Below are 26,244 nucleotides of genomic sequence, written 5' to 3' on the forward strand. Positions count from 1 at the left end.
ATCCGAGCGGCCGGCGAATCGCAAAGGGGACTGATTGACGGTTAGTCCGCGACGTGAACCGTCACGTTCGCGCTCGCACCCGCCACCAGCGGCCGATCCGGGGTGCAATCGAGCTTCAGGCGCACCGGCACGCGCTGCGTGACCTTCACCCAATTGCCCGTCGCATTCTGTGCCGGCAGCATCGAGAATTGCGATCCCGTGCCCGATCCGATGCTGGCGACGTGCGCGGGGCAATCCTTGCCGCTCATCGAATCGAACTCGATCTCGGCGCGCTGGCCGACGCGGACCTTGGCGAGCTGGGTTTCCTTGAAATTGGCGTCGACCCAATAATTGCCGCCCGCCACCAGCGTCGCGCTGGTGATCGATGCGATCGCGGTCGATCCCGGCTGCAGCTTATCGACCTGGACGATCACGCCATCGGTCGGCGCGCGGATTTCGGTGCGGCGCAGATCGAGCGCAGCCTTGTCGCGCGCGGCGATCGCAGCGGCGATCTGTGGGTGGAGGCCGCCCGGTCCGGTGCCCAGCATCGCCTGCGCGGCGCTGGCGTCGGCCGAGGCGACCGCGCGCTTGGCCTGCGCAGAGGCGAGTGCCGCGCGCGCGGCATCGAAGCTGGCGCGCGTGGTGAAGCCCTTGTCGAGCAGTTCCTTCTGCCGCTGATAATTCTCCTGGGCGAGCTGGACATCGGACGCCATCGCGCCGATGTCCGCCGACTTGGAGACATAGTTGCTCGAAAGCTCGTTCACCGAAATGCGGGCATTGCCGACCGCCGCCTCGGCTTGCGCGAGTGCGATCCGATAGGGTTCCGGGTCGATACGGAACAACAGGTCGCCTTTCTTGACCTGCTGGTTCTCGCGCACCGCCACGTCGACCACACGGCCGCTGACCTCGGGCGAGATGCTGATGATGTCCGCGCCCACCTGCGCATTGTCGGTGGATACGGAACGCCCGCTCGTCGCCCACAACCAGATGCCGCCGGCAACCATCAGCAATGGCACGGACAGCATCAGCGGCAGCCGCCACCAGGGGCGACGGGGCGCAAGCTCCGTTGCGCCGTCCGCGGTGATGGATGTCATCCTGTTCATGCGACCTGTTTCCGTCCGTCTTCGCGCAGCGCCTCGCGCAGGCGCTTCAAGCTGTCAAACAATTGATCTCTTTCCTCGTCGTCCAAATGGACGAGAGCCTCGCGTTCCACCTCATGGCCGATCTCGGCGAGCCGCTCGACAATCGGGTGGGCGGGCGGCAGCAGGTGCAGGCGCCATACCCGTCGGTCATTGGGATCGGCACGCCGTTCGACCAGCCTGGCCTCCTCAAGCCTGTCGACCATCCGGCAGAGGGTGATTCGCTCGACATCCAGCCGTTCGGCCAGCTCGGCCTGGTTGAGGCCCTCGCTGCGCGAAATATGGAACAACGCCCGCCATTGCTGGCGCGTAACGCCCAGCGCACGGGCGCGCGCGTCGAAGCGGTAGCGAAAGGCCCGCGCCGTATCGTGCAGCAGCAGGCCGATGCTCTCGGGCATGTTTGTAGTCATGCTTACAATTATCGTTACTCATGGTGATGATTGCAAGCCGGATTTGTGCGCCGCATTATACCGGCCTTGTCCACAGGCTTATCCAATTGAAATCGGCGTCCGTGAGGCCGATTAAGGCGCATGGCCGAACCGATCCGATTGCTGCCCGCGGGAACCGCGGATGCCCCCGAAATGCCCCGCAACGTGGAAGCGGAGGCGGCGCTGCTGGGCGCGCTGATGATTGACAACCGGCTGTGCGAGGACGTTCAGGTCAAGCTGCGCGCGGATCATTTCCACGAACCGATCCATGGCCGCATCTACGAAGCGATCCTGAAGCTGGTCGATCGCAACATGGTCGCCAACCCGGTGACCTTGCGCCCGATGTTCGAAAGCGACGAGGCGATGAAGGAACTGGGTGGTCCCGGCTATCTCGCCCAGCTTACCGGCAGCGGCGCAGCGCTGATCGGTGCGCGTGACTTCGCCACCCAGATCTATGATCTCGCGCTGTTGCGCGAACTGATCGGCGTCGGCCGGACGATGGTCGAAAGCGCGCTCGACACCAGCGAGGACGTCGATCCCAAGAGTCAGATCGAGGCGGCTGAAGTGGCGCTCTATCGCGTCGCCGAAGAAGGCGGCGAGACCGGCAGCGTAAAGAGTTTCGCCCAGGCAACCAAGGCGGCGGTCGAAAATGCCGAGCGCGCACTCAATTCCGGCGGGCACGTATCCGGCATCACCACCGGGCTCGATACCGTCAATGCCCGCGTCGGTGGTCTCCATCGTTCGGATCTCATCATCCTTGCCGGCCGTCCCGGCATGGGCAAGACCTCGCTCGCCACCAACATCGCCTTCAACGCCGCGATCCGTCGCGTGCGCGATCGTGAAGACGGCATTGATGATGCCAAGTCGGTCGGCGCTGGCGTCGCCTTCTTCAGCCTGGAAATGTCGGCGGACCAGCTCGCCACCCGTATTCTTGCCGAGCAGGCCGAAATCAGCTCGCAAAAGCTGCGCATGGGCGAGATCGGCCACCATGATTTCCGCAACCTCGCCCGCGCCGCGGCCGAGCTTGAAACGCTGCCTTTCTATATCGACGATACGCCGGGCCTGACCATCGCAGCGCTCCGTACGCGTGCGCGGCGGCTCAAGCGCCAGCGCGGCGTCGATATGATCATCGTCGATTATCTCCAGCTCCTCCAGGGATCGGGGAAGGGCGGCGACGGCAACCGCGTGCAGGAAATCTCGGAAATCAGCCGCGGCCTGAAGCAGCTTGCCAAGGAACTGCACGTCCCGGTGATCGCGCTCTCCCAGCTCAGCCGTCAGGTTGAGCAGCGTGAGAACAAGCGGCCGCAGCTTTCGGATCTTCGCGAATCCGGCTCGATCGAACAGGACGCCGACAGCGTCTGGTTCGTCTATCGCGAGGAATATTACATCAATTTCGAAAAGCCGAAGGAAGCCTCGGTCGAGGCCGGCGACGATGCCGGCGCGGTTTCCGCCTTCGACATCTGGCAGAAGCGGATGAGCGACGCGCACGGCATCGCCGAACTCGTCGTCGCCAAGAATCGTCACGGCGCGACGGCGACGATTCCGCTGAAGTTCGAGGCCAAGTTCACCAAGTTCAGCGACTTGGCCGACGATCGCTTCGGCGGGCCGCGGTAAGCCTTATTCCTCCCCGAGCTTGCTCGGGGAGGTGGCGCGCGCAGCGCGACGGAGGGGCCTACGCGACGGCGGGATTTTACCCCTCCACCATCCTTCGGATGGTCCCCACTCCCCGAGCAAGCTCGGGGAGGATTTGATTACAACCGCAGCCCTGCCGTTTCGCCCAGGCCGCACATCAGGTTGAGGTTCTGGACGGCCGCGCCACCGGCGCCCTTGCCGAGATTGTCGAGCGCGGCGACCAAGCGGATCTGGCCGGTTTCCTCATTGCCGAAGGCATAGAGCTCCAGCCGATCGGTGCCCGCGGCCTGTTCCAGCGTCAGCAGCGGATGATCGTCAGTATCGACGCGCACCACCGGGCTGCCGCGATAAGCTTCGACCAGCGCCTCGCGGACGTCGGCAAGCTTGCCCTTCAGCCACACCGGATGGATCGGCACTTCGACCAGCATGCCGCGATAGGTGCGCGCCACGGCGGGCAGGAAGATCGGCGGATGGGCGAGGCCGGCATGGCCCTGCATTTCCGGCACATGCTTGTGCGCGAGGCCGAGGCCGTAGATGCGGAAGGCGGTGTCGGTCGCGTCGGGGACATCGGCATGTTCGAACGCGGCGATCATCGCCTTGCCGCCGCCCGAATAGCCGGACGTGGCGTTGACAGAGAGCGGCGCATCGGCCGCGAGCAGCCCGGCGCGGACCAGCGGGCGCACCAGCGCGAGGAAGCCGGTCGGATAGCAGCCGGGGTTGGACACGCGGGTCGCGCTCGCCAGTTCGGCGCGGCGCGCGGGTTCGACTTCGGCGAAGCCATAGGTCCAGCCGGCGGCGGTGCGGTGCGCCGTTGAGGCGTCGATCACCTTGGTCGTGCCGTTCTGGATCAGCGCCACCGCCTCGCGCGCGGCGTCGTCGGGCAGGCAGAGGATCACCGCATCGGCAGCGTTCAGCGCCTCGGCGCGGGCCGCGGCGTCCTTGCGCCGCTCTTCGGCGATGGTGAGCAAGGTCACGTCATCGCGATCGGCCAGCCGCTCGCCAATCTCGAGTCCGGTGGTCCCGGCGGCACCGTCGATGAAAACCTTTACCGTCATGCCAGCACCCTCCGCTGTGCGGTGATCGGCTGGTCGTGGTCGGGTTTCAGCCGCGCCACCACGTCGGCCAGCGGCTCCGCCACCACGGCCATCCAGTGGGCGTTGGCGTGAACCAGCGTTTCGGCATCCGCCATCAGGCCGACATGGCCGGGGAAGAAGATCAGGTCGCCGCGCTTCAGCGGCTCGCCATCGGGAATATCGGTGCCGATCTCGCGCTGCTGATCGGTGTCGCGCGGCGCGGCGATGCCGCACAGTGCCAGTGCGATCTGAACGAGGCCCGAACAGTCAACGCCTTCGCCGCCGCGACCGCCCCAGCGATAGGGCTGGCCGATCAGCCGCTCGGCGACTGCGACCGGATCGCTTTCGACCGCACCGATCGGGCCGGCATGGCGGCTGTGGATATAGCCCTCGGCCGTCTTCAGGAACTTGCCGTCGGCAGTTGCGGCGAAGCGGCTGCCCATCGGCAGTGTCTGCACCACAGGCGCCTTGATGTCCGCCTCGGCGAAAACCAGGGCTGCTGCTGCCGTCACGACATGATCGGGCTCGGCGCATTCGCCGAGTGCGTCCGACGGCACATAGCCGACATAATGATCGTGCAGGCCATAGCCCCAGGCCCAGCCGCCTTCATTGTCGATGATCGCAAAGCCTTCGCCCAAGACAAGCTGGGAAGCCGCGCGGGCATCTTCGGACGGCCTCTCGCGCAGGGCGACCGACGGCAGCATCACGGCACATAGCTCCGCCGCGGCATAATGCGGGGCGAAGACGCGGTCAGCTAGCTCGATGTCGGCAATGTCCTTGCGCACCGCAAAGACACGGGGATCAAGGCGGACGCTGGGGCCGGTCAGGCGAAAGCGTTCAACCCGTCGCGCGGCTTGGCTGGGCTGCCTGGAGTGACCCTGTGCCACCCCCACCGATGAGGCTTTCGAAGCTTGCAAGGAAATCTGCTCCCTTGTCCGTGCGCGCGACGAAGATGTTGCGCCGGTCGGACTCGTCCCGTTCGCGGCGCAGATAGCCGAGGCTGCCAAGGGTGTTCAAGGCGCGCGTGACAACGGGCTTCGAAACGCCCAGCAGATGGGCAAGGCCGCGCACCGTATGCGGCCCCGGCATCAGATAGACGGCCAGCAGCAGAGCCATCTGGCGATTCGTCAGGTCAGGACTGCCGGATCGGACATAGCGCACAAGGGCGTCCATCCAGTCCGAGAGCGATTTATGCGGCACGACGCTCGCCTCGTTGGTTGCGCGGGCAAAATCGGCCCACCTCCGCAACAACCAGCCAAAGCCCTCGTAGTTTCATGGCTCCGTCACGGCAGCGCAAAAAAGTTGAACGGCGCTCAGCGTCCGTAGCGCGTCCGCAGCATTTCCCAGGCGGCACGCAGCCCCAAGGCGTCACCGCCACGCGGGCGGCCCGGCTTGGCGGACGGGCGCCAGGCGAAGGTATCGAAATGCGCCCAGGGTGTGGCCGCCGGAACGAATTTCTGCAGGAACAGGGCGGCCGTCACCGATCCCGCCATCCCGCCTTCGCCGGCATTGTTCACATCGGCGACGGTGGATTTCAGCATGTCGGCATAGCCGGCCCAGAGCGGCATCCGCCAGATCGGATCGGAACAGCGGGTAGCGGCTGCGAGCAGGTCGTCCGCCAGGCTGTCGTCATTCGCGAAGAGGGCGGGAAGATCGGGGCCGAGCGCAACGCGGGCCGCGCCGGTCAGGGTTGCGAAGTCGATCACGAGGACCGGCTCGCGCTCCACCGCCAGCGCCAGCGCGTCGCCCAGGACCAGCCGACCCTCGGCGTCGGTATTGCCGATCTCGACGGTGATGCCCTTGCGGCTCTTGAGGATGTCGCCGGGGCGGAAGGCCTCGGCCGAAACCGCATTCTCGACGGCGGGGATCAGCAGTTGCAGGCGCAGCGGCAACCCCGCCTGCATGACCAACGACGCCAGTGCCAGCGCATGCGCGGCGCCGCCCATATCCTTCTTCATCAGCAGCATGCCGGACGAAGGCTTGATGTCGAGCCCGCCCGAATCGAAACACACGCCTTTGCCGATGATGGCGATGCGGGGATGCGAGGGATCGCCCCATTCCAGCTCGATGAGCCGCGGTGCACGTTCGCGCGTCGCGGCGCGGCCGACGGCGGCGATCATCGGAAAACCCTGCGCCAGCGCGTCGCCCTGGACGACCTTGAAGTTCGCGCCATTGGCATTGGCCACCGCCTCGACGGCCTGGGCGAGTTCGGCCGGCCCCATGTCACCGGCGGGCGTGTCGACCAGATCGCGGACCAAAGCCACCGCAGCCGCCAGTCGCACCGTTTCGTCGATGCGGGCGGGATCGCTGGTCAGCAGCACGCGCTGGGGGATCGGCTCGGCCTCGCTCAGATAGCGGTCGAAGCGATGATGGGCGAGCAGCCAGCCCAATGCGGCGGCACCGACATCCTCCTCGGCCAAGCGGAACGTGGCTCCCGGCAGCCGCGTCACGGCGCCCGCGAGATCCCATGGCCCGACGTCTTCCGGCATGCCGATCGCGGCGGACCAATCCTCGGGCTTGGCGCCGGGGATCAAGGCGAACTGGCCGGGCTTGCCCTTGAACAACGCCGCTTCGATCGCGCCGCGCGCCCGTTCCGGCTGGCCGGCGATCCACTCGTCAAAGCCGGCGGCGCGGACGAGGTGGAGCAGGTGGGCGGGCTGGCCCCGGTCGGGCTGGAGTAGGCTCGCGAAATCTGTCATGCCTTCCTCCTATCCAATTCCGGCGCTGCGGGCGAGACGGGAACGCCCCGGCACGGCGAAGGGGGGCGTAAAATGGGCATGCTCTTTCGGCTGTTGGGCGCAGCGATGCTGTTGCTCACAGCGTCCTGTTCGGTCAAATCGTCGATCGAGGCACTTTCGTCGCCGGAGGATCGCGCTTTCGCCCGGCAATTCATCGCCGATGTACGCAGCGGAAATGGCGTCGGGCTGCAGCGGGCCATGGACCCGCAGCTCTGGAAGGAAAGCATTACGCAATTGCCGGCCGCGCGGACCTTCTTTCCCGCGACCGAGGGTGAGACCGAACTGGTCGGCTTCAACAAGAGCGTCAGCACCTCCCCCGCGGGGCGCGAGGAGGTGAAGAATTATGTGCTGGTCACCAGCGACGGCAAGCATTGGACGACCACCCAGCTTCGCACGATGATGCACGGCAAGCGTCAGCGGATCGTCGCGTGGAACATCAAGGGTGACAGCAAGCCGCCCGCAGCGCTGCAGGAATATCAGACGATGGAGGCCGCTGTGCCCTGGGTGCGGGCCGGCCTTGCCGCCTTCGTTCTGATCGTCGGCGGCCTGATCTTCTTTCTCACCCGCCGGTCGCGGCGCAAGCGGGCGGGTCAGCCGCCCTTCTGAACGCCGAACAGATCGTGGTCGTCGGCATCCTCGATCAGAACGCTGACGATGTCGCCTGCCTTCAGATGGCCGGCATCGCGCAGATGGACCTCGCCGTCGATGTCGGGCGCGTCGGCCTTGGACCGGCCGGTCGCCCCGCCATCTTCGGCATCGACCGCATCAATGATCACGTCGAGCGTGCGGCCGATCTTAGCCTGCTGCTTGGCGGCGGAGATGGCGGCGGTCTTTTCCATGATCCGTGCGTAACGCTCTTCCTTCACCTCTTCGGGCACCGGATCGGGCAGCGCATTGGCGGCGGCACCTTCGACAGGCTCGAAGCGGAAGGCGCCGACGCGATCGAGCTGGGCTTCGTCCAGCCAGTCGAGCAGATATTGGAAATCCTCCTCGGTCTCGCCGGGGAAACCCACGACAAAGGAGGAGCGGACGGCGATGTCCGGGGCGATCGCGCGCCACGCCTTGAGCCGTTCGAGCACCTTGGCCTCGTTGGCCGGGCGCTTCATCAGCTTCAGCACCTTGGGGCTGGCATGCTGGAAGGGGATGTCGAGATAGGGAAGCACCAACCCCTCGGCCATCAGCGGGATGACCTGATCGACATGGGGGTAGGGGTAGACGTAGTGCAGGCGCACCCAGGCGCCAAGCTTGCCCAACTCGCGGGCGAGATCGGTCATGTGCGCGCGCACCTCGCCGCCCTTCCACGGGCGCGGCTGGTGCTTGATGTCGACGCCATAGGCCGACGTATCCTGGCTGATGACCAGAAGTTCCTTCGTGCCGGCCTCGACCAGCTTCTCGGCCTCGCGCAGGATCGCGTCGGGCCGCCGGCTGACGAGATCGCCGCGGATCGACGGGATGATGCAGAAGGCGCAGCGGTGGTTGCAGCCCTCTGAAATCTTCAGATAGCTGTAATGGCGCGGCGTCAGCTTCAGATCGCGCTCGGGCACCAGATTGACGAAGGGCGAGGGCGGCACCGGCGCTGCTTCATGCACTGCGCCCACCACCGCTTCATATTGGTGCGGGCCGGTGACGGCGAGCACGCCGGGGAAGCGCTGGCGGATCACCTCCGCCTCATTACCCATGCAGCCGGTGACGATGACGCGGCCATTCTCCGCAATCGCCTCGCCGATCGCCTCCAGGCTCTCCTCCTTGGCGGAATCGAGGAAGCCGCAGGTGTTGACCAGCACGACATCGGCATCGTCGTAATTGCCGGACATCTGATAGCCGTCGGCGCGCAGCTTGGTCAGAATGCGTTCGCTATCGACCAGCGCCTTGGGACAGCCGAGCGAAACCATGCCGATTTTCGGCGGGGAGGGGAGTATCGTTGCCATGAGCGGGCGCCACATAGTGGATCGCGCGCCATTTTGCGAGGGGGGTGGCTCAATCCGTCTCCAAAGTCGCTGCTTCAGCCTGCATCAAGGCCAGGCGCGCGCAATTCCGTCTCAACGCCCGACAGCTTTGTCGCACCACTCTCCTCTCCGATCATCGGCGGGCGCAATCGTGACGGAAGTGTAGCGTTTGGAGTAGCTTATGGAACGGCCCGAAGCCTTGATGGAAGAAGCCGAGCGCGCCCGGCGGATTGCCGAACGGTCGCACAATGCCGGCGTGATCAAGGTGCTTTCGGATTATGCCGAGGAACTGGAACGCCGCGCCGCGCAGTTGCGTCGGCAGCCAGTGACGGGACTTTGAGGCTTATCGTACCGAGCCGCGGCCGCGCACGATCTCGACGATGATATCGCCGGGCTCGATGGTCCGGCTGCCATCTTCCCAGAAGCCGACAGGCTCCCCTTCGCGATAGACCCGCACGCCGCGGCCGGTGGTGAGCGCGGACAGCGGCTTGCCGACATCCTCAGGCGTCGCCTCGCGTTCGCTCAACGCCACGCGGCCGTCGGCCGCGGCCAGGTCTGCCAGATAATCGGCGATATGCGGGCCGTGCGTCGATCCGGCGAGCAGCAGCCCGGCGAAGCTCACCGGGTTGATGACGGTGGTGGCGCCCGCCTGCCGCGCCAGCGCTTCGTTGTCTTCGGATCGGATGACGACGCTGATTGGCACATCGGGCGCCAGCCGGCGCGCGGTCAGCACGATTAGGATCGAGGTGTCGTCGCGCCCGGCGGAGACGATCAACGCGCGGGCGCGCTCGATATGCACGGCCTCCAGCGTCGCGTTGCGGGTCGAATCGCCCTCCAGCACGGAAAGGCCCATTTCCTCGGCTTCGGCGATCGCCGTGTTGCGGCCGTCGATCACGACGATATCGTCGGGTTCGGTGCCCCGCGCGATCAGTTCGCGCACGGCTTCCGAACCGCTCGTGCCGAATCCGGTGACGACGACATGGCCGTGCAGGTTGCGCTGAATCCGCTTCATCCGCCATTTCTCCCACACGCGCTTGAAGACGAAATCATAGGCCGTTCCCAGGAAGATCAGCCATACGAACAGGCGGATCGGCGTGAGCAGGAACGTATCGAACATCCGCGCCCGATCGGTAACGGGCACGATGTCGCCGTATCCGACGGTCGTTACCGTAATCACCGTGAAATACACGATATCGAGGAAGCTTACCGACCCGTCGATATTGTCCTTCAGTCCGCCACGATCGAACCAGTGGACAGCAAGCGCGATCGAGATCAGGCCGAGCGCCAGCAGCGCGCGCAACGCCAGCGAAGCCCATATGGGAAGCGAAGATTTGCGCCGCAGCGGGGCGAAGTGGGGAACCTCGAAGAGCCGGCGCGGTCTCAACGGCGTTTCGGCAGATAGGCCAGCGGATCGACCGGCTTGGCCCCCTGGCGGATCTCGAAATGGAGCTGCGGGCTATCGACATGGCCGGTCGCACCCGCGCGCGCGATCGTCTGGCCGCGCTTCACCGCCTGGCCGCGCGTCACCAGCAGTTCGGACGCATGGCCATAGGCTGTGGTCCAGGTGTCGCTGTGCCGGATCAGGATCAACCCCCCATAGGCGCTGAGATCGGTTCCGGCATAAGCTACCACACCGTCGGCCGCGGCCGCCACCGGCTCACCCTTTTCGGCGGCGATGTTGATGCCGTTGTTGCGCCGCCCGCTACCGAAGTTGCCGAAACCGCGCTTGATCGCGCCCATGACCGGCCAGTCGAACCGGCCGGAGAAGGGACGGGCGGCAGCCACCGCCTCGGTCGGCGGCAACGGCTTGGTGCGCGGCGCCGTCGATACCGGCTTGGCGGGGACTTCCTTTTCCGCCAGCGCCGGCTCGCCGCCGGTGATGAGGTCGTCGATCTCGAGGTCGAAGGCGGCGGCGCGCTCCTCCATCGACATGCCGGCGACTTCGGTGGCGGACGGCAGCAGCAGCCGCTGGCCGGTGCGCAGGATATAGGGCTCTTCAAGCGCGTTCAGCTCGGCGATGCGCTGCCATTCGACGCCATAAGCGCGCGCGATGGCGATGCCGGTCTCGCCACCGCGCACCTGATGCCAGCGCCCCGCGGGGATCTTCAGCCGCTCGCCGACCTTGATGACGAAGGGGGCGGTGAGATCATTGGCGCGCGCGATCGCCTCCGATCCCGCGCCCGTCTTGTCGGACACGCGGCGCAGCGTATCGCCGGCCACCACGCGATAGGTGCCGCTGCGGCTCTCGACGGCGTTGGGCGTCACCGCCTTGATATCGAAGGGGGGCGGGGTGGCGACGGGCGGCGTCTCGACCGGAACGGTCGGTTGCGGTCGCGGCGGCGGTGCAGCGGGCTCCGGCGGCCCATTTCGCGGCGCGACGCAGGCGGACAGCAAGGCCGGGCCAAGCAGGAAGAACAGGGATCGGGCAGGCCGGCCGGGCATGCGCCGTTGTCTAGGGAATCGTCCGGCCGGAGGGAATAGCCCCGCCACTCAAATGCCTTGATATGCCTCGCGAAGCCGGTCGAGCGACGGGCCGTAGGTGAGATCGAGGTGAAGCGGCGTCACCGAGACATAGCCGTCGGCGATCGCCTCCAGATCGGTGTCATGCTTGGGCGTCGGCACCGCACCGCCCAGCCCGAACCAGTAATAATTGTAACCGCGCGGATCGGTGCCCTTGACGATGCGCAGGCGGCCATAATCGCGGATGCCCTGGCCGACGACGCGCACGCCGCGGACCTGATCGGCCGGCAGCGCCGGGAAGTTGACGTTGACGAGCGTGCCCGGCGTCCATGGATCGGCAAGCAAAGGGGCGAGCACCTTCGCGCCCCAGGCTTCGGCGGCGGAGAATGGCACGGCATCGCCCATCGCCTCGCGCGCATAGACCTGGCTGAGCGCGATCGACCGGATGCCGGCAAGCGCGCCTTCCATCGCCGCGGAGACGGTGCCCGAATAGGTCACATCCTCGCCCAGATTGGCGCCGCGGTTGACGCCCGAAAGGATCAGGTCGGGCTTGGCGTCCTTCATGATCTCGGCCACCGCCATCATCACCGAATCCGTCGGCGTGCCGGTGACGGAGAAACGCCGCTCGCCATGCTTGCGTAAGCGCACCGGCCGGGTGAGCGTCAGCGAGTGGCCGGCGCCCGACATTTCCTCCGCCGGGGCGACGATGGTGATGTCGTCGGAAATGGTCCGCGCGATCGCCTCCAGGACTTCCAGCCCCGGCGCATGGATGCCGTCGTCATTGGTGAGGAGGATACGCATCAGGCGGGGGTGAGCCTTTCGATACCGCCCATATAGGGCTTGAGGGCGTCGGGAATGCGAACCGAACCGTCCGCCTCCTGATAATTTTCGAGCACCGCGACGAGCGTGCGGCCGACCGCAAGGCCTGATCCGTTGAGGGTGTGGACGAAGCGCGTGCCCTTGGCCTCGCCCGCCGGGCGGAAGCGCGCATTCATCCGCCGCGCCTGGAAGTCGCCGCAGTTGGATACGCTGCTGATCTCGCGATATTTGCCCTGGCCGGGGAGCCAGACTTCAAGGTCATAGGTCTTGCGCGCGGCAAAGCCCATGTCGCCGGTGCAGAGCAAGACGCGGCGATAGGGCAGGCCCAGCCGTTCGAGGATCGTCTCGGCAGCGTCCACCATCCGCTCATGCTCCGCCTCGGACTGTTCGGGCGTGGCGATGGTGACGAGTTCGACCTTGTCGAACTGGTGCTGACGGATCATCCCGCGCGTGTCGCGGCCGGCGGCACCCGCTTCCGATCGGAAACAGGGGGTGAGCGCGGTGAAGCGCAACGGCAGTTGTGCCTCGTCCAGGATTTGCTCGCGCACCAGATTGGTCAGGCTCACCTCGGCCGTCGGGATCAGCCAGCGGCCGTCGGTCGTCTGGAACAGATCCTCGCGGAACTTGGGCAGCTGGGTGGTACCGAACGCCGCCTCGTCGCGCACCAGCAGCGGCGGGGCCACCTCCATATAACCATGGCCCTCGGTCTGAACGTCGAGCATGAACTGGCCGAGCGCGCGGTTGAGGCGCGCGATGCCGCCCTTCAGCACCGCGAAGCGCGCGCCCGAAATGGCGGCCGCGCTCTCGAAGTCGAGACCGAGCGCCGGCCCGATATCGGCATGTTCCTGGGCCGCGAAAGCGAAGACCGGCGGCTCGCCCCACTTCGCCATCTCGACATTGTCATTCTCGTCCGCGCCGACGGGGACGTCTGCCACCGGAATGTTGGGCAGCGAGGCAAGCTGCGCGTCGAGCGCGGCGCCGGCTTCCTGTTCTTCCGTCTCGAGTTGCGGCATCCGCTCCTTGATCGCGGCGACCTCGGCCATCAGTTCGGCGGCCTTCGCCTCGTCCTTCTGGGCCTTGGCCTGGCCGATCGCCTTCGACGCCTCGTTGCGGCGGGTCTGCAGCGACTGCAGTTCGGTCGCGAGTGCGCGGCGCTTCTCGTCGAGCGCGGTGATCGGAGCCGAATGCGGTTCCAGCCCGCGAAGGGCGAGGCCGGCGTCGAAGGCTGCGGGATTGTCCCGGATGGCGCGTATGTCGTGCATGGCGGGGCTATGGCCCATCCCGCGCAAGCCGCGCAACCCTGCAACGATCCGTGCGTTGCGTCAGCAATCCAACAGCGGGAATGGAGGGAAGCCTGTGCGCATTCCACATAATGGCGTCGTCCTCGTCGCGGACGGCCGCAAGATGCTCTTTCTGCGCAACACCGGAGACGCGACCGATCCGAAGCTGGAAGTGATGGAAGCGTCCGAACAGCCGGCACGTTATGATCGCGATCTCAAGACCGATGCGCCGGGCCGTGCCTTCGCGAGCGTCGGCACCGCGCGCAGTGCCATGGAAGAGCCCGATTACCAGCAGATCGAGGAGGACCGCTTTGCTGCGGATGCCGCCGCGCTCCTCCAGCGCCACGCGCTGCAGGGCGATTATGACAATCTGATCGTGGTCGCGCCGCCGCGCACCTTGGGCGAGCTGCGCAAGCATTATCACCGCGAGGTCGCGGACCGCCTGAAGAATGAGGTTCCCAAGGATCTGACGGGTCACCCCGTGGATGCGATAAGCCGCATTCTCGTCGGGATGGACTGAAAATGGGCGGCAACTCGGCGTTTTTTGCCGTCGACTCATCGACAGGCCATGGCCGGAAACGCCTCGCCTCGCGTTGTCTGGTCAAGACAGACGCATGAAGGAGATGATTCTGATGAAGTTCAAGGCATGGTTCGCGGCTCCTGCCGCCATGGCTCTTTTCGCTGTTCCGGCGCTCGCGCAGGACGCATCGGCGCCGGCTGCTGCGTCCGCCTCGACCAAGGTTTCGGCGGGCGTGACCGTCTATGACACCGCCGGCGGCGTGGTCGGCAAGGTCGACTCGATCAGCGGCGATCTCGCCGTGCTCGCCACCGAGAAGAGCAAGGTGTCCGTTCCGCTGACGTCTTTCGGTGCGGGCGACAAGGGTCCGGTGATCGCGATGACGCGCGACCAGATCGACGCGCAGGCGGGTGCCGCCAATGCGCAGGCGGCTCAGGCCGATGAAGCCAAGAAGAAGGCGCAGCTTGTCGCCGGCGCGACGGTTAAGGATACGGCCGGCGGCACTGTCGGCACGATCAAGTCGGTCGACGCGCAATATGCTCTGGTCGACACGGCCAAGGTGCAGGTCCGTCTGCCGCTGACCGCTTTCGCCGTGGGCGATAGTGGCCCGATCATCGGCATGACCAAGGATGAGCTCGACGCGCAGGCCGCCACCGTGGCGCCCCAGGGCGAATAACCGCGACGCACAAGCCAGCGTGCGAAAGGAAGCCGCGCCCCGCCGGGCGCGGCTTTTTTCGTGTCTTCGGCGCCACCCGAAACCACAAAGTGCCAAGAATCGTAACGAGGTTAATGAAACTGACACCTGAAGGCTGTTAGGGCGCGCAATCCCGGAACGGGACGCTTTGGAGGATTATCCACAGGACAATCCCCCATGATCGAAAGGCCGCCGCTTCCGCTGCTTGTGCGGCGTTCGGGGCATCGGTATAGCGCCCCGGCAAAGATCCACCGCGGTCAACGCGGGAGGAAGCGGAGAACGTGATGGCGACGGCGCTGAATTCGACTCCCGGTTCTAGAAAAGCTTCAGATCACGACGACGCGTTGGACGCCGATTATCGCCCGTCCCCCGACGAAGAGTTCATGAATGCCCAGCAGACCGCTTATTTCCGGCGCAAGCTGATCGATTGGAAGGAATCGATCCTGCGGGAAGCCCAGGGCACGCTGGCCCAGCTTCAGACGGATTCCCTGCGTGAGCCGGATATCACCGATCGCGCGTCGAGCGAGACCGATTGGTCGATCGAGCTTCGCACCCGGGACCGCCAGCGCAAGCTGATCTCAAAGATCGATGCGGCGCTGCGGCGGATCGAGGAAGGCGAATATGGCTATTGCGAAGTGACGGGCGAGCCGATCTCGCTGGCCCGTCTGGAAGCGCGGCCGATCGCGACGATGACGGTCGAGGCGCAGGAACGGCACGAGCGTCAGGAAAAGGTTTCCCGCGACGAATGAACGTCCTGCCGCGGCGTTAACCCTTTCTCGAATTTTCGGTGCTTTCTTGCGCGCATAATAGGCGCGTGGTGTAAACGGGCGCTGTGTTGGGTAGCACAAGGGTCTGGCGTGGGCGATCAAGCCGATTTCGACGAGGAAGGAACGGGCGAGACGGGCTCTGAGCAGGACCGTCGGCAGCCGCGCGACAGCATGTTCCTGCAAGCGCCGGCTGCATTGCTCGATCAGGGCGAGGCGCTGATGCTGCGCGTCCGCAATCTTTCCGCCGGCGGGATGATGGCCGATTGCGAGCGCGTCTGCGAACGCGGTGATCCTGTGGTTGTCGAGATACGCGGCGTCGGCCCGGTTACGGGCAGGATCGCGTGGCGCCAGGGTGGCAAGATCGGCATCACATTCGACGAAGCGATCGACCCGCGACTTGCGCGCAAGCCCGTCAGCGGCGGTGCAAAGGTGCAGTCGATGACGACGGCCGACCTGGAGCGGATGCGCCGTCCAGGCTTTCGTTCCTTCACGCGATAATCGGGGATTTTGGGAGCGGCTGTCGCTGCCCGTCACGGGGCAGCGACCCTCCGCTGCGGAGCGCTAACTCTGTTGGAGCGCTTCCTTGATTTTGAGTTTTTGTTTCTTGAGTGTGGCGATCAGCGCGTTATCGGGGGCTGGCCTACAGCTTTCGGCCGCAATGCGGGCATCCAGCCCGGCATGCTTTGCGATCAATGCGGACGAATGGGTGTTCTCCATAAGGATCCTCCTTTCCCGTTCCGATTGGGCAGGCCAGTTAATCACCGAACGATCGCCTTTGTAACCACCAATTTTGGCAGCTGCGACGATTGCAATCATCGGCGCGACGGATGACGATGCGGGCCGAGCTTGAGCGCGGAGCGGATCACCGATATCGCTGATCGCGCTCGGATAATCCGGCAGGAGTTTCGGCATGGAGCAGATCGGTATCGGCCGGAAAATCGAGATCTTGCGGCAGGAACACCGCGATCTCGACGCGGCGATCGAGTCGATGGCGGACGATCCGGCGGCCGACCAGCTTGCGCTTGCCCGACTCAAGAAGCGCAAGCTTCGCCTGCGGGACGAGATCGCCATGCTGGAAGACCAGTTGATCCCGGACATCATCGCCTGAAATCGATATGGGAAGGGCCGGCGGATCATCTCCACCGGCCCTTCCGGAACTTGGGCGTTTACGCGGCGTCGCGTTCGTCAGTCGTCAACGCCACCTCGGCTGCCAGTTCGCCGTCGATGGCGATGCGGCGCGGCTTCTTGTGCTCGGGCACTTCGCGGACCAGATCGATGTTAAGCAGGCCGTTTTCGTAACCCGCCGCCGTGACCTTGATCGTGTCGGCGAGCTGGAAGCGGCGCTCGAACGCGCGCTTGGCGATGCCGCGATGCAGATATTCGCGGCCGCCATTTTCGGCGCCGTCGCCCGCGCGGCCCACGACGATCAGCACATTCTCCTGAACGGTGATGTCGAGCTCGCTGCGGCTGAAGCCGGCAACCGCCATCGAGATGCGATAGGCGCCGTCGCCCAGCTTCTCGATATTATAAGGGGGATAGGCATCGCTGTCGCCGCGGGTGGCGAAATCGACGAGCCGGTTGAGGTTCTCGAACCCGATCGAGGACCGGAGGAGGGGGGCAAAATCAACAGCACGCATAGACTCAATCCTTCATCCTGGCATTGAGGTTTTCGTGCCCGCGGGAAGCCGCCGGGCCGGCCGGCCCCATCCCCATCCGGGCAACGGTGCCGACGGGAATCGAGATAGTTTCCGGCGACCTGCCTTCAAGAGGCGGCGCCGGTTGCGACGTTCACCTTCTTTCTGTGATGGTGCGCGCGGCGAATTATGGCATCATGAACCATGGTTGGCTTACCCGATATTGACGACCGCATGACGACGCGGCTGGTCGACGCGCTCTATGTCGAGGCCATGGTGCTTGCGGATGAAGTGCGCGCCTATTTCGACGAGGCCGGGCGCGCCGAGCGTGACACGCTTTCGCCGCTGATGCGCGTGAGCTTCTCCTGCGAGTCCCTCAAGGTCACGACCCGGCTGATGCATGTCATCGCCTGGCTGCTCACGCGGCGCGCGGTCGAGGCCGGCGAACTCACGCCCGTCCAAGCGCGTGATCCGTCCCGCCGCCTTGGCAGCGCGCAGGAGAGCGATCCCACGATCGTCGCCGAACTCCCGCTCACGGCCCGCACGCTGATCGCGGCCAGCCGCGATCTTTATGACCGCGTCGAACGGCTGGATCATGAGCTTGGCGGAGTGACCGCGGTGCCGAGCCCCGCTCGCGGCCTGGTGGAGCGGCTGCAAAAGGCCTTCTGACCGCCTTGTGGACGACCGCTTTCCGTTCACGTAAGGTGACGGCATGGCGCTCGACACATTCTTCTACGGGCCGCGGGTGCTCAACGGCGCGGGGGCTTCGGCGCGGCTAGGCGAGGTGATCGGCGCGCGCCACATCCTGTTCGTCAGCGATGCCGGGGTGATGAGCCTGGGGCTTGCCGATGCCGCCTTGGCTGGGCTTGCCCACGCCGGCGTCGAAGCGACGATCTTTGCCGCGGTCGAACCCGATCCGTCGCGGGCGACGGTGCTGGAGGCAGTGGAAGCGGGCCGCGCGGCCGGTGTCGACGGCGTGATCGGTCTTGGCGGCGGCAGCCCGATGGATGTGGCAAAGCTCGTCGCCTATCTCATCGGGTCGGACGACGATCTCGACGACATCTGGGGCGTCGGCAAGGCGATCGGCAGACGCCTGCCGCTGGCTTTATGCCCCACTACCGCGGGCACGGGGTCGGAAGCCACACCCGTCACCGTCATCACCGTCGACGGCGCGGAGAAGAGGGGCGTCTCCAGCGCGGCGCTGATCCCCGACTGGGCGGTGCTCGATCCGCAGCTCACCACCGGCCTGCCGCGAGCGGCGACGGCGGCGACGGGTGTCGACGCGATGGTCCATGCGATCGAGGCCTATACCTCACTACGGCTCAAGAACCCGCTGTCGGACATGCTCGCGCGCGAAGCGCTGCGTCTGCTCTCGGCCAATCTGCTCCGTGCGTGCGAGGCGCCCGATAATCTCGACGCCCGTGGTGCGATGCTGCTCGGTGCGCATCTCGCCGGCGTCGCCTTCGCCAATGCCCCGGTCGCGGGCGTGCATGCGCTGGCCTATCCGCTCGGCGGCCATTTTCATGTGCCGCACGGCCTGTCCAACGCGCTGATGCTGCCGCATGTGCTGGGCTTCAACATGGATGCCGCCATGCCGCTTTATGCCGAGCTGGGCGTGCTGCTCGATTCCGCATTGGCCCCACTGGGCGCGCAGGCCCAGGCGCAAGGCCTGGTCGAGATAATGCGGGATCTTTCGCGGGATTCCGGCCTGCCGCAGCAGCTCCGCGCCGTTGGCGTCGGCGCCGACGACCTCGGGCTGCTGGCACGCGAGGCGATGAAGCAGGAACGTCTCCTCGCCAACAACCCGATCCCCATCGCGGAGGCCGACGCGATTCGGCTCTACGAGGCCGCCCTGTGAGTTTGCGCCCGCGCGACGCCTATCGCCACTGGCACCGCATCACGACCCGCTGGGCGGACAATGACGCTTATGGTCATGTCAACAACACCATCTATTACCAATGGTTCGATACCGCGGTGAACGCGTGGCTGATCGGGCAGGGGCTGCTCGACATCGAACATGGCGACCCCATCGGTCTCGTCGTCGAAACCGGTTGCCGCTACGCCAAGCCGCTGTCCTATCCGCAGGACGTGGAGGTAGGCCTGGCGGTCGAGACGATCGGCCGTTCCAGCGTCCGCTACGTCATCGGCATCTTCGGCATGGGTGATGTGGAGGCCGCGGCGGAGGGCTTCTTCATCCATGTCCATGTCGACCGCACCACGCGGCGGCCGGTTGCGATTCCGGATGCATGGCGGCAGGCGTTCGAGGGGATCGCCGCGACGGGAGGCTAAGAGGCGAGCTTCGGATGCAATTGCTTCCACCGCGCGTCGAGCTTCGCCTGGCCGGAAGCGGCGGGGACGCGGGTGATGAGCGAGAGACCGCGGATGCGGACGCGGGTGCCGCCGAGGAGCTGGCCGTCGAGCGCGAAGCCGAGATCGTAGATCGCGCGATCCTCGTGCAGTGTGCCATCGACGAGGTAGCGGGTGACGATCAGCACCGGCAGGCGTTCGTCGCCGACGCTGCGATCGGCCTGGCCGAGTTCCTTGCGGGCGCGCTTGAGGCCATTGTCGAACCAGCCTGCCTCGATCCGCGGATCGCCGGTGGTTTCGACGGGGGCGACGCCGAGCGCGGTGGGCAGGATGACCGTCTGGCCCTGGATCGCCTGGGTGTCCTGGAGGGCGGACAGGGTGATGCGATCGCCCTCCGCATCGGCCACGCCCTTCAGCGCGAGCGTGGACGCCTGGGCCGATGCCTTGCGCGCGGCACTGGCCTGTTCGTCGCGTTCGCGGACCCGATCATTGTGCGAATCTCAGAGGGTAAGGCCGGAGATCACCACCGCCGCCACGCCCAGTATCTCCGCCAGCGTGAGCCAGCGGCGGCGGGTTGCGGCCTTTTCCTGCGCTGTCGGTTCGTCGCTCATCCATATCTCCGCCGATCGCCCACCGATATGATCGCCGGCTGGCCGATTGCAACGGGCGGATAGCCGGCGTTAGAGAAACGCCACCTGAATCACGAGAGACGAGATGACCGCCGAGATCGAACCTTTCCACGCCATCGCGCTCAGCCGGCAGGCGCACCGGATGGCGGTTGCGGGGCGATCGATCATCCATATGGAGTTCGGCCAGCCTTCGACCGGCGCACCGCAGGCGGCGATCGCGCTGGCGCATCATGTGCTCGATACCGATGGCATGGGCTATTGGGAAAGCCCGGCGCTCAAGGAGCGGATCGCGCAGCATTATCGCGACCGCCATGGGGTGACGGTCGATCCCGAGCAGGTGATCCTGACGTGCGGCGCCTCACCCGCCTTTGTGCTGGCGCTGAGCACGGTGTTCGCGCCCGGCGCGCGGGTAGCGCTCGCCCGGCCCGGCTATGTCGCCTATCGCAACACGCTGAAGGCGCTCCATATGGAGCCGGTGGAGGTGGAATGCGGCGCGGATGTGCGCTTCCAGGTCTCGGCGGCGGCCATCGCCGCGCTGGAGCCTGCGCCGGACGGCCTCATCATCGCCAGCCCCGCCAATCCGACCGGCACCATCATCCCGGCGGACGAGATGGCGGCGATCGTCGAGGTGTGTCGGGATCGCGGCATCCGCATCATTTCCGACGAGATCTATCACGGCCTCAGCTATGTCGGGCCGACCCATTCGCTGCTGGAGTGGGATTCAGAAGCGCTGATCGTCAACAGTTTCTCCAAATATTACAGCATGGCCGCGTGGCGGCTGGGCTGGCTGATCGTGCCGCGCGACCTGATCGACGCGGCGCGGGCGCGGATGGGCAATCTGTTCCTGACGCCGCCTTCGCTCAGCCAACATGCCGGGCTAGTGGCGATGGATTGTGTCGATGAGCTGGAAGGCCATGTCGAAACCTATCGCCATAACCGCGACCTGCTGCTGGCAGCGCTGCCGGCGCTGGGGCTCGACCGGATCGCGCCGCCCGACGGCGCCTTCTACATCTATGCCGATATCCGCCATTTGACCGACGACAGCTTCGCCTTCTGCATGAAGCTGCTGGAGGATACGGGCGTCGCGACCGCGCCGGGGGTAGATTTCGATCCCGTCGCCGGCCACCGCTTCATGCGGATCAGCTTCGCCGTTTCGACCGATCGGGTGGAGGAGGCTCTGGCGCGGATGAAGCCATGGTTCGCGCAACAGGCTGCGGCCGCCGCCATTAGCGCGTGAACCTTATGCCGATCGGTGCTATGATCGGCTGATCAACCGACAGGGTCGCGCGGCGACGATGATCGCCGTTCTGAGGAACTTCCATTCAGGTGGGGGTGACGGCCATGTTGCATATTCTGAACAGCTATTCCGATCCTTGCTGCCGCCGCGTGCAATGCGCGGTGCCGCCTTCGCCCGACCTTATGGCGCAGCTCTACGCCCGCTTCCTTGCGCTGAAGGAAGAGGGGCGGCTGCCCGAAAGCATGGGGTTCGAGGAATATTATCAGGTCTGGCGGTCCAGCCGGCGCGGCCCGGACAATGCCGGGCTGGACGATGGCGAGACCGAACCCGGCGCCGCCAAGGGGGTGATGCGGATCGACCGCCCACCCGCGAAGCTTGCAGGCGAGATCCCGACGCTGGTGCTGCTGGTCGACTTCCCCGACAAGCCCCATTCGCCCGACCATAGCCCCGGCATGTACCAGCAGATGCTGTTCAGCGCCGATGCCTTCCCGTCCGGCAGCATGCGCGATTTCTATCGCCGGGCGAGCAATTGGGACGGCGGCGGCCACGGTATCGACGTGACCGGGGAGGTGCATGGCTGGTTCCGCATGCCCAACCCGATTTCCTTCTACGCCGACGGCAATTCGGGCATGGCGGCGAACTTCCCGCGCAACGCGGCCGGGATGGCGCGCGATGCGGTGGTGGCGGCCAAGGCGGCGGGCGTGGATTTCTCCCGCTACGACGTGCTGAACGAAGGGCTGGTAACGGCCTTCTTCGTGATCCACGCCGGCAGCGGCGCCGAGACGAGCGGCGACCGCAACGACATATGGAGCCACAAATGGGTGATCCCCGGCGGCGTTCCTGTTGGCCAGGATATGAAGGTCAGCACCTATCTGACGGTGCCGGAGGATTGCCGGGTGGGCGTCTGCGCGCATGAATGGGGGCATCTGGCGGCGCGCTGGGCGGATTATTACGACACCGGCACGATTGCCAATATGCGCAGCAACGGGCTGGGCAATTATTGCCTGATGGCTTCGGGGTCATGGGCGAATGGCGGGCTGACGCCCGTCTTTCCGAACGGAATGCTGCGCATGTTCCACGGCTGGATCGAGCCCGAGATCATCACCGCGTCGCGCAGCAATGTGCGGCTGAAACCGGTCGCGGAGGGGGGCGTGCCCCTCATCATCCGCAACGACTCGCATATGAGCGATAGCCAATATGTGCTTGTCGAATATCGGCGGAAGCGGCGGCAGGACGCGTTCCTGCCCGACCAGGGCATATCGGTCTATGCGATCGATGAGAAAATCACCGACGTCAGCACCGAGAGCAAGCTGGCGATCGAACTGCTGCAGGCCGATGATCGGCGCGACCTCGCCAAGATATTCGGGCAGGGCAATCGCGGCGACGCCAATGATCTCTATCCGTCGCTGGGCAACGTCAAGATCGGCCGGAAGAGCAAGCCGCCGCTGAACTTCCCCGGCGCCAAATGGTCTGGCGTGACGATCAAGGTGCGCGGCAATCCCGGCGACGAGGAGATGGGCGTCGACATTGTGTTGGCCTGACGGCGCGATGGCCACATAACCGCACGGAATGCGCCTTTTGGGTAAGGGATAAGGCTGGCCCCGCGGGGGCGGGGCGGCGTAGTTCATCCATGGATATTCATGCCGGGGATGAAGTGATGACGCGCGCCTTTCCACATCTTCTCGCCCCCGGCCGCATCGGCAGCATGGAAATGCGCAACCGCATCGCGGTGACGGCGATGGGGGCGAGCCTGGCCGAGCCCGACGGACATATCGGCGAACGCATCCTGCGTTACCATGAGGAGCAGGCGAAGGGCGGTGTCGGCCTGATCATCACCGGCGTCGCCGGGGTCGCCTGGCCGGTGGGCGGTAATCAGGTGAACCAGATCGCGATTTCGGATGATCGCTTCCTGCCAGGCCTGACGCGGCTGACCGAGGCGGTGCATAGCCATGGCGCCAAGATCGCGGCGCAGCTTCACCATGGCGGGCTGGTGGCGATGGAGGACATGCTGGCAGGTCGGCCAGTTTGGACGCCGAGCTTCCCCGATGCGCCCGACGGCGACTTCACCGAGGCGTTCCTGCTGGAGGAACTGGCCGAGGCGGCGTTCAGCCGAATCACCAGCGTCGATTTCAAGGTGATGACGGTGGAGGATATCCAGACCGTCATCGGCCAGTTCGCCGCCGGTGCGGTGCGGGCGAAGCAGGCGGGGTTCGACGGGGTCGAGATCCATGGCGGGCATGGCTATCTGCTGTCCTCCTTCATCTCGCCCAAGACGAACAAGCGCACCGATGAATATGGCGGGCCGCTGGAAAACAGGGTGCGCTTCCTGCTGGAAGTGGTGCGCGCGGTGCGGGCGGCGGTCGGCCCCGATTTTCCGATGTGGTGCAAGCTCGATTCCCGCGAAGTCGGCAAAAAAGGCGGGCTGGAGATCGACGACGCCATCGCGATCGCGCGGATGGTGGAGGCGGAAGGCGCGGACGCGATCACCGTCACCGCCTATCACGACACGGCCAAAGCCAAGCTCCATTCGGGATCGCACACGCCGCACGAGCCGGCGCTGAACCTGCCTTATGCTGCGAAGATCAAGGCGGCAGTCGGCATCCCGGTGATCGCATCGGGGCGGGTGGAACCCGAAGTGGGCGACGCGCATGTCGCGAAGGGGGCGGTAGATTTCATCTCGATGGGCCGCAAGCTGCTGGCCGATCCGCATCTGCCGCGCAAGCTGACCGAGGGGCGCGCGGAAGACGTGCTGCCCTGCATTTATTGCTACACCTGCATCAGCGCCATCTATGTGTGCCAGCCGCTGCGCTGTGCGGTGAACCCGGAGACGGGGTTCGAATATCTGCGCCCGACAACGCAGACGGGCGGCAAGCGCGTGGCGGTGATCGGCGGCGGGCCAGGCGGCATGGAAAGTGCGCGCCGGCTGGCGGCGGCTGGGCATGATGTGGTGCTGATCGAGGCGAGCGACCGGCTGGGCGGCACGTTGCAATTCGCGTCGCTCGCTTATCCCGCGAATGAGCGGTTGCTGGACTGGCTGAAGCGGGAGGTTGGCAAAGCGAAGATCGACGTGCGCCTCAATACCCGCGCTACGCCCGATCTTCTGCGATCGCTGAAGGCGGATGCGGTGGTGGTGGCGACGGGTGCGGTGCGCGACATGCCACCGATCCCCGGCGGAGACCTGCCGCATGTGCTGAGCGGCGACGATATGCGCCGGCTGATCCTGGGCGAAAGCTCGGCTGAGCTGAAGCGCAAGGTGGGACTAGGCACGCGGTTGCTGACCAAGGTGGGCGCCGCGACCGGCATGACCGCCAATCTCGATTTTGTGCGCAAGGCGAGCCACCAGTGGATGCCGCTGGGCAAGAATGTGGTTATCGTCGGCGGCGAGCTGGTGGGGCTGGAATTGGCCGAATTCCTGTCCGAACGCGGGCGGACGGTGACGGTGGTGGACGATGCGCCGCGTTTCGGTGCGGGGCTGACGATCGTGCGGCGGATGCGGCTGCTCGACGAGCTCAAGGAGCATGGGCTGGGGCTTTATCCATCGGCGGAGGACATCCGCATCGATGAAAAGCGGGTGCTGTTCACCGACAGGGATGGTGCTGCCCAGGCGGTGCCGGCGGACCATGTGATCGTTGCCAAGGGTGCGCATGGCGACAATAGTCTGGCGGAGATGCTGCGCGCCGAAGGTTTTGCCGTGCATGAAGTCGGCGACTGCACCGGCGTCGGCTATATCGAAGGCGCGATGCGCGGCGCCGCGCGCGCGGCTGCGGAGATATCCGCAGCCTGAACTCCCTCCATTTGGGGTGCGTCCTGCCGTTTTTGCGGCATGGTGGCGCCGACAAAAAAGAGAGGATCAAGGATGCGCGCAGCATTTTTTCGTGAAGCAGGCCGGCCGCTGGATATCGGCACGATGGCCGATCCCACGCCGGCGCCCGAAGATGTGGTGATTGCCGTCCAGCGCGCGGGAATTTGCGGGTCCGACCTTCACATCACCCAATATGGCTTTGCGCCTTCAGGGACGGTGCTGGGCCATGAATTTGCCGGCGAGATCGTGGCGCTGGGCAGCGGCGTGGCGGGCGACTGGAAGGTGGGCGATCGGGTGACGGCGCTGCCTATCCATGCCTGTGGGGAATGCGATGCCTGCGGGCATGACCTGAAGGCGCTCTGTTCCAGCAATGTCTTTACCGGCACGAGCCTGACGAAGCCCGGTGCCTATGCGGAATATGTGACCGCGCGGGGGACGATGCTGCAGCGGTTGCCCGCCGGCGTGTCGTTCGAGCAGGGCGCGATGGTCGAACCTCTGGCGGTGGCACACCATGCCGTCGCTATGGCGCGGATCGAGAAGGGCGCGGCGGTGCTGGTGATCGGCGCCGGGCCGATTGGTGCCGCCGCTACCCTGTTCGCGCGGCTGGCGGGGGCGGGACATGTCATTGTTTCCGAGCGATCCGAAGTACGTCGCCAGCGCGCGCTGGAGGTGGGCGCGACGGCGGTGGTCGATCCGGTGGCGGAAAATCTGGGCGAGCGCTTTCGTGCCATCGCCGGTCGCGCGCCGGAGGTGGTGCTGGAATGCGTCGGCATGCCGGGGCTGATCCAGGAGGGGCTGAGCGTCGCGGGCGTGCGGGCGCGGATGGTGGTGGTCGGCGTATGTTTCGGCGAGGATCGCTTCCAGCCGCTGACCGCGATCGGCAAGGAAGCCAGCATCCACTTCAGCCAATGTTATGACGAGCAGGATTTCGAGACGGTGATCGGGCTGCTGGCGAGCGGCAAGGCGGATGCACGGCCGCTGCATACACAGACGATCGGGTTCGCGGCACTGCCGGAGACGTTCGAGGCGCTCAGGACCGCGATGGGGCAGTGCAAGGTGTTGATCGATCCGCGGATGTAATCACCATCCGTTTGTGTCGAGCGGAGTTCGAGCGAAGCCGAGAACGTAGTCGAGACATGGTTGCCGCGAGCGGATCGCTTGGG

29 protein-coding genes are annotated in these 26,244 nt (G+C 65.8%); 15 read left to right on the forward strand and 14 right to left on the reverse strand.

Annotated elements, in window-relative coordinates:
* Positions 1 to 41: 41 nt before the first annotated feature.
* Positions 42 to 1,082 (reverse strand): biotin/lipoyl-binding protein, encoded by a 1,041-nt coding sequence (locus ACFB49_RS00425; protein ID WP_380874715.1) that lies wholly within the window; start codon positions 1,080 to 1,082, stop codon positions 42 to 44.
* On the reverse strand, positions 1,079 to 1,516 hold the full coding sequence (locus tag ACFB49_RS00430) for a MarR family winged helix-turn-helix transcriptional regulator (RefSeq protein WP_380874717.1): 438 nt from the start codon (positions 1,514 to 1,516) through the stop codon (positions 1,079 to 1,081). The genes ACFB49_RS00425 and ACFB49_RS00430 overlap by 4 nt, the downstream gene beginning before the upstream one ends.
* Before the next feature lie 132 nt (positions 1,517 to 1,648).
* Here ACFB49_RS00430 and ACFB49_RS00435 point away from each other — a divergent pair, with 132 nt between their 5' ends.
* Positions 1,649 to 3,160 carry a replicative DNA helicase gene (locus ACFB49_RS00435; protein WP_380874719.1) on the forward strand — a complete coding sequence of 504 codons (1,512 nt, stop codon included), beginning with the start codon at positions 1,649 to 1,651 and terminating at the stop codon, positions 3,158 to 3,160.
* A gap of 137 nt (positions 3,161 to 3,297) precedes the next feature.
* Here the strand turns inward: ACFB49_RS00435 and argC are convergent, their stop codons facing one another.
* The 4 genes from argC to ACFB49_RS00455 form a co-directional block, all read right to left on the reverse strand.
* Positions 3,298 to 4,233, reverse strand: coding sequence for an N-acetyl-gamma-glutamyl-phosphate reductase (argC, locus tag ACFB49_RS00440; RefSeq protein ID WP_380874721.1), 936 nt, complete (start codon positions 4,231 to 4,233; stop codon positions 3,298 to 3,300).
* On the reverse strand, positions 4,230 to 5,036 hold the full coding sequence (locus ACFB49_RS00445; RefSeq protein ID WP_380874722.1) for an NlpC/P60 family protein: 807 nt from the start codon (positions 5,034 to 5,036) through the stop codon (positions 4,230 to 4,232). Before ACFB49_RS00445 ends, argC begins: the two co-directional genes overlap by 4 nt.
* A gap of 52 nt (positions 5,037 to 5,088) precedes the next feature.
* Positions 5,089 to 5,424 carry a MarR family transcriptional regulator gene (locus ACFB49_RS00450; protein ID WP_380880130.1) on the reverse strand — a complete coding sequence of 112 codons (336 nt, stop codon included), beginning with the start codon at positions 5,422 to 5,424 and terminating at the stop codon, positions 5,089 to 5,091.
* Positions 5,425 to 5,564: 140 nt separating this feature from the next.
* On the reverse strand, positions 5,565 to 6,950 hold the full coding sequence (locus ACFB49_RS00455; protein WP_380874723.1) for a leucyl aminopeptidase family protein: 1,386 nt from the start codon (positions 6,948 to 6,950) through the stop codon (positions 5,565 to 5,567).
* Positions 6,951 to 7,022: 72 nt separating this feature from the next.
* On the opposite strand from ACFB49_RS00455, the gene ACFB49_RS00460 reads away from it, so the two are divergent.
* Complete coding sequence (locus ACFB49_RS00460; RefSeq protein WP_380874725.1) at positions 7,023 to 7,595, forward strand: hypothetical protein; 573 nt, start codon at positions 7,023 to 7,025, stop codon at positions 7,593 to 7,595.
* Here ACFB49_RS00460 and rimO read toward each other — a convergent pair.
* Positions 7,580 to 8,917: a 30S ribosomal protein S12 methylthiotransferase RimO gene (gene rimO, locus ACFB49_RS00465; RefSeq protein WP_380874726.1), complete on the reverse strand. Its 1,338-nt coding sequence runs from the start codon at positions 8,915 to 8,917 to the stop codon at positions 7,580 to 7,582. The genes ACFB49_RS00460 and rimO overlap by 16 nt on opposite strands.
* A gap of 199 nt (positions 8,918 to 9,116) precedes the next feature.
* Here rimO and ACFB49_RS00470 point away from each other — a divergent pair, with 199 nt between their 5' ends.
* Entirely contained in the window at positions 9,117 to 9,275 is a 159-nt protein-coding gene (locus ACFB49_RS00470) for a hypothetical protein (RefSeq protein ID WP_380874728.1), read from the forward strand.
* 3 nt (positions 9,276 to 9,278) lie between these two features.
* Here ACFB49_RS00470 and ACFB49_RS00475 read toward each other — a convergent pair whose 3' ends face one another.
* Genes ACFB49_RS00475 through serS form a run of 4 tightly spaced genes read right to left on the reverse strand, consistent with a single transcriptional unit; the run spans position 9,279 to position 13,476 of the window.
* Positions 9,279 to 10,319 carry a potassium channel family protein gene (locus tag ACFB49_RS00475; RefSeq protein ID WP_380874730.1) on the reverse strand — a complete coding sequence of 347 codons (1,041 nt, stop codon included), beginning with the start codon at positions 10,317 to 10,319 and terminating at the stop codon, positions 9,279 to 9,281.
* Positions 10,316 to 11,377: a peptidoglycan DD-metalloendopeptidase family protein gene (locus ACFB49_RS00480; protein WP_380874731.1), complete on the reverse strand. Its 1,062-nt coding sequence runs from the start codon at positions 11,375 to 11,377 to the stop codon at positions 10,316 to 10,318. The genes ACFB49_RS00475 and ACFB49_RS00480 overlap by 4 nt, the downstream gene beginning before the upstream one ends.
* A 48-nt stretch (positions 11,378 to 11,425) precedes the next feature.
* Positions 11,426 to 12,196: a 5'/3'-nucleotidase SurE gene (gene surE, locus ACFB49_RS00485; RefSeq protein ID WP_380874733.1), complete on the reverse strand. Its 771-nt coding sequence runs from the start codon at positions 12,194 to 12,196 to the stop codon at positions 11,426 to 11,428.
* A complete protein-coding gene (gene serS, locus ACFB49_RS00490) occupies positions 12,196 to 13,476 on the reverse strand; it encodes a serine--tRNA ligase (RefSeq protein ID WP_380880132.1) in 1,281 nt (426 codons plus the stop codon). The genes surE and serS overlap by 1 nt, the downstream gene beginning before the upstream one ends.
* A 94-nt stretch (positions 13,477 to 13,570) precedes the next feature.
* Here serS and ACFB49_RS00495 point away from each other — a divergent pair, with 94 nt between their 5' ends.
* From ACFB49_RS00495 to ACFB49_RS00510, 4 genes are all read left to right on the forward strand, one after another.
* Complete coding sequence (locus ACFB49_RS00495; RefSeq protein WP_380874734.1) at positions 13,571 to 14,014, forward strand: host attachment family protein; 444 nt, start codon at positions 13,571 to 13,573, stop codon at positions 14,012 to 14,014.
* Positions 14,015 to 14,108: 94 nt separating this feature from the next.
* Positions 14,109 to 14,687 (forward strand): hypothetical protein, encoded by a 579-nt coding sequence (locus tag ACFB49_RS00500; RefSeq protein ID WP_380874735.1) that lies wholly within the window; start codon positions 14,109 to 14,111, stop codon positions 14,685 to 14,687.
* Between the two features lie 302 nt (positions 14,688 to 14,989).
* Positions 14,990 to 15,454 carry an RNA polymerase-binding protein DksA gene (gene dksA / locus ACFB49_RS00505; RefSeq protein WP_380874736.1) on the forward strand — a complete coding sequence of 155 codons (465 nt, stop codon included), beginning with the start codon at positions 14,990 to 14,992 and terminating at the stop codon, positions 15,452 to 15,454.
* A gap of 108 nt (positions 15,455 to 15,562) precedes the next feature.
* Positions 15,563 to 15,970, forward strand: a complete 408-nt coding sequence (locus ACFB49_RS00510; RefSeq protein ID WP_380874737.1) for a PilZ domain-containing protein — start codon at positions 15,563 to 15,565, stop codon at positions 15,968 to 15,970.
* A gap of 63 nt (positions 15,971 to 16,033) precedes the next feature.
* Here ACFB49_RS00510 and ACFB49_RS00515 read toward each other — a convergent pair whose 3' ends face one another.
* Positions 16,034 to 16,189: a YdcH family protein gene (locus ACFB49_RS00515; RefSeq protein WP_380880134.1), complete on the reverse strand. Its 156-nt coding sequence runs from the start codon at positions 16,187 to 16,189 to the stop codon at positions 16,034 to 16,036.
* A 193-nt stretch (positions 16,190 to 16,382) separates the two neighbouring features.
* Here ACFB49_RS00515 and ACFB49_RS00520 point away from each other — a divergent pair, with 193 nt between their 5' ends.
* Positions 16,383 to 16,580 (forward strand): YdcH family protein, encoded by a 198-nt coding sequence (locus tag ACFB49_RS00520; protein ID WP_380874738.1) that lies wholly within the window; start codon positions 16,383 to 16,385, stop codon positions 16,578 to 16,580.
* A 58-nt stretch (positions 16,581 to 16,638) separates the two neighbouring features.
* Here the strand turns inward: ACFB49_RS00520 and ACFB49_RS00525 are convergent, their stop codons facing one another.
* A complete protein-coding gene (locus tag ACFB49_RS00525) occupies positions 16,639 to 17,109 on the reverse strand; it encodes an Hsp20 family protein (protein ID WP_380874739.1) in 471 nt (156 codons plus the stop codon).
* 201 nt (positions 17,110 to 17,310) lie between these two features.
* Between ACFB49_RS00525 and ACFB49_RS00530 the strand changes: the two genes are divergently transcribed.
* The 3 genes from ACFB49_RS00530 to ACFB49_RS00540 are packed head-to-tail and all read left to right on the forward strand — an operon-like array spanning position 17,311 to position 19,395.
* Complete coding sequence (locus ACFB49_RS00530) at positions 17,311 to 17,775, forward strand: DUF1465 family protein (RefSeq protein ID WP_380874740.1); 465 nt, start codon at positions 17,311 to 17,313, stop codon at positions 17,773 to 17,775.
* Between the two features lie 43 nt (positions 17,776 to 17,818).
* Positions 17,819 to 18,964 (forward strand): iron-containing alcohol dehydrogenase, encoded by a 1,146-nt coding sequence (locus ACFB49_RS00535; protein WP_380874742.1) that lies wholly within the window; start codon positions 17,819 to 17,821, stop codon positions 18,962 to 18,964.
* On the forward strand, positions 18,961 to 19,395 hold the full coding sequence (locus ACFB49_RS00540) for an acyl-CoA thioesterase (RefSeq protein WP_380874744.1): 435 nt from the start codon (positions 18,961 to 18,963) through the stop codon (positions 19,393 to 19,395). The genes ACFB49_RS00535 and ACFB49_RS00540 overlap by 4 nt, the downstream gene beginning before the upstream one ends.
* Here the strand turns inward: ACFB49_RS00540 and ACFB49_RS00545 are convergent.
* Positions 19,392 to 19,820 (reverse strand): hypothetical protein, encoded by a 429-nt coding sequence (locus tag ACFB49_RS00545; RefSeq protein WP_380874745.1) that lies wholly within the window; start codon positions 19,818 to 19,820, stop codon positions 19,392 to 19,394. The two genes, ACFB49_RS00540 and ACFB49_RS00545, sit on opposite strands and share 4 nt — an antisense overlap.
* A 307-nt stretch (positions 19,821 to 20,127) precedes the next feature.
* On the opposite strand from ACFB49_RS00545, the gene ACFB49_RS00550 reads away from it, so the two are divergent.
* The 4 genes from ACFB49_RS00550 (at position 20,128) to ACFB49_RS00565 (ending at position 26,161) form a co-directional block, all read left to right on the forward strand.
* Positions 20,128 to 21,279: an aminotransferase class I/II-fold pyridoxal phosphate-dependent enzyme gene (locus ACFB49_RS00550; protein ID WP_380874747.1), complete on the forward strand. Its 1,152-nt coding sequence runs from the start codon at positions 20,128 to 20,130 to the stop codon at positions 21,277 to 21,279.
* A 104-nt stretch (positions 21,280 to 21,383) separates the two neighbouring features.
* Entirely contained in the window at positions 21,384 to 22,820 is a 1,437-nt protein-coding gene (locus ACFB49_RS00555; RefSeq protein WP_380874749.1) for a M6 family metalloprotease domain-containing protein, read from the forward strand.
* 116 nt (positions 22,821 to 22,936) lie between these two features.
* Positions 22,937 to 25,063 carry an FAD-dependent oxidoreductase gene (locus ACFB49_RS00560; RefSeq protein WP_380874751.1) on the forward strand — a complete coding sequence of 709 codons (2,127 nt, stop codon included), beginning with the start codon at positions 22,937 to 22,939 and terminating at the stop codon, positions 25,061 to 25,063.
* Between the two features lie 72 nt (positions 25,064 to 25,135).
* Complete coding sequence (locus ACFB49_RS00565) at positions 25,136 to 26,161, forward strand: alcohol dehydrogenase catalytic domain-containing protein (protein ID WP_380874752.1); 1,026 nt, start codon at positions 25,136 to 25,138, stop codon at positions 26,159 to 26,161.
* The last annotated feature ends 83 nt before the right edge of the window (positions 26,162 to 26,244 follow it).

The organism is Sphingomonas sp. DBB INV C78, assembly GCF_042693015.1.
Taxonomy (GTDB): Bacteria; Pseudomonadota; Alphaproteobacteria; order Sphingomonadales; family Sphingomonadaceae; genus Sphingomonas_E.

Coding starts and splice junctions, on each gene's coding strand:
- ACFB49_RS00425 (WP_380874715.1), bottom strand. CDS start 1,082: ATGAACAGGATGACATCCATCACCGCGGACGGCGCAACGGAGCTTGCG.
- ACFB49_RS00430 (WP_380874717.1), bottom strand. CDS start 1,516: ATGCCCGAGAGCATCGGCCTGCTGCTGCACGATACGGCGCGGGCCTTT.
- ACFB49_RS00435 (WP_380874719.1), top strand. CDS start 1,649: ATGGCCGAACCGATCCGATTGCTGCCCGCGGGAACCGCGGATGCCCCC.
- argC (WP_380874721.1), bottom strand. CDS start 4,233: ATGACGGTAAAGGTTTTCATCGACGGTGCCGCCGGGACCACCGGACTC.
- ACFB49_RS00450 (WP_380880130.1), bottom strand. CDS start 5,424: ATGGACGCCCTTGTGCGCTATGTCCGATCCGGCAGTCCTGACCTGACG.
- ACFB49_RS00455 (WP_380874723.1), bottom strand. CDS start 6,950: ATGACAGATTTCGCGAGCCTACTCCAGCCCGACCGGGGCCAGCCCGCC.
- ACFB49_RS00460 (WP_380874725.1), top strand. CDS start 7,023: ATGGGCATGCTCTTTCGGCTGTTGGGCGCAGCGATGCTGTTGCTCACA.
- rimO (WP_380874726.1), bottom strand. CDS start 8,917: ATGGCAACGATACTCCCCTCCCCGCCGAAAATCGGCATGGTTTCGCTC.
- ACFB49_RS00470 (WP_380874728.1), top strand. CDS start 9,117: ATGGAACGGCCCGAAGCCTTGATGGAAGAAGCCGAGCGCGCCCGGCGG.
- ACFB49_RS00480 (WP_380874731.1), bottom strand. CDS start 11,377: ATGCCCGGCCGGCCTGCCCGATCCCTGTTCTTCCTGCTTGGCCCGGCC.
- surE (WP_380874733.1), bottom strand. CDS start 12,196: ATGCGTATCCTCCTCACCAATGACGACGGCATCCATGCGCCGGGGCTG.
- serS (WP_380880132.1), bottom strand. CDS start 13,476: ATGCACGACATACGCGCCATCCGGGACAATCCCGCAGCCTTCGACGCC.
- ACFB49_RS00500 (WP_380874735.1), top strand. CDS start 14,109: ATGAAGGAGATGATTCTGATGAAGTTCAAGGCATGGTTCGCGGCTCCT.
- dksA (WP_380874736.1), top strand. CDS start 14,990: ATGGCGACGGCGCTGAATTCGACTCCCGGTTCTAGAAAAGCTTCAGAT.
- ACFB49_RS00515 (WP_380880134.1), bottom strand. CDS start 16,189: ATGGAGAACACCCATTCGTCCGCATTGATCGCAAAGCATGCCGGGCTG.
- ACFB49_RS00520 (WP_380874738.1), top strand. CDS start 16,383: ATGGAGCAGATCGGTATCGGCCGGAAAATCGAGATCTTGCGGCAGGAA.
- ACFB49_RS00525 (WP_380874739.1), bottom strand. CDS start 17,109: ATGCGTGCTGTTGATTTTGCCCCCCTCCTCCGGTCCTCGATCGGGTTC.
- ACFB49_RS00530 (WP_380874740.1), top strand. CDS start 17,311: ATGGTTGGCTTACCCGATATTGACGACCGCATGACGACGCGGCTGGTC.
- ACFB49_RS00535 (WP_380874742.1), top strand. CDS start 17,819: ATGGCGCTCGACACATTCTTCTACGGGCCGCGGGTGCTCAACGGCGCG.
- ACFB49_RS00550 (WP_380874747.1), top strand. CDS start 20,128: ATGACCGCCGAGATCGAACCTTTCCACGCCATCGCGCTCAGCCGGCAG.
- ACFB49_RS00555 (WP_380874749.1), top strand. CDS start 21,384: ATGTTGCATATTCTGAACAGCTATTCCGATCCTTGCTGCCGCCGCGTG.
- ACFB49_RS00560 (WP_380874751.1), top strand. CDS start 22,937: ATGACGCGCGCCTTTCCACATCTTCTCGCCCCCGGCCGCATCGGCAGC.
- ACFB49_RS00565 (WP_380874752.1), top strand. CDS start 25,136: ATGCGCGCAGCATTTTTTCGTGAAGCAGGCCGGCCGCTGGATATCGGC.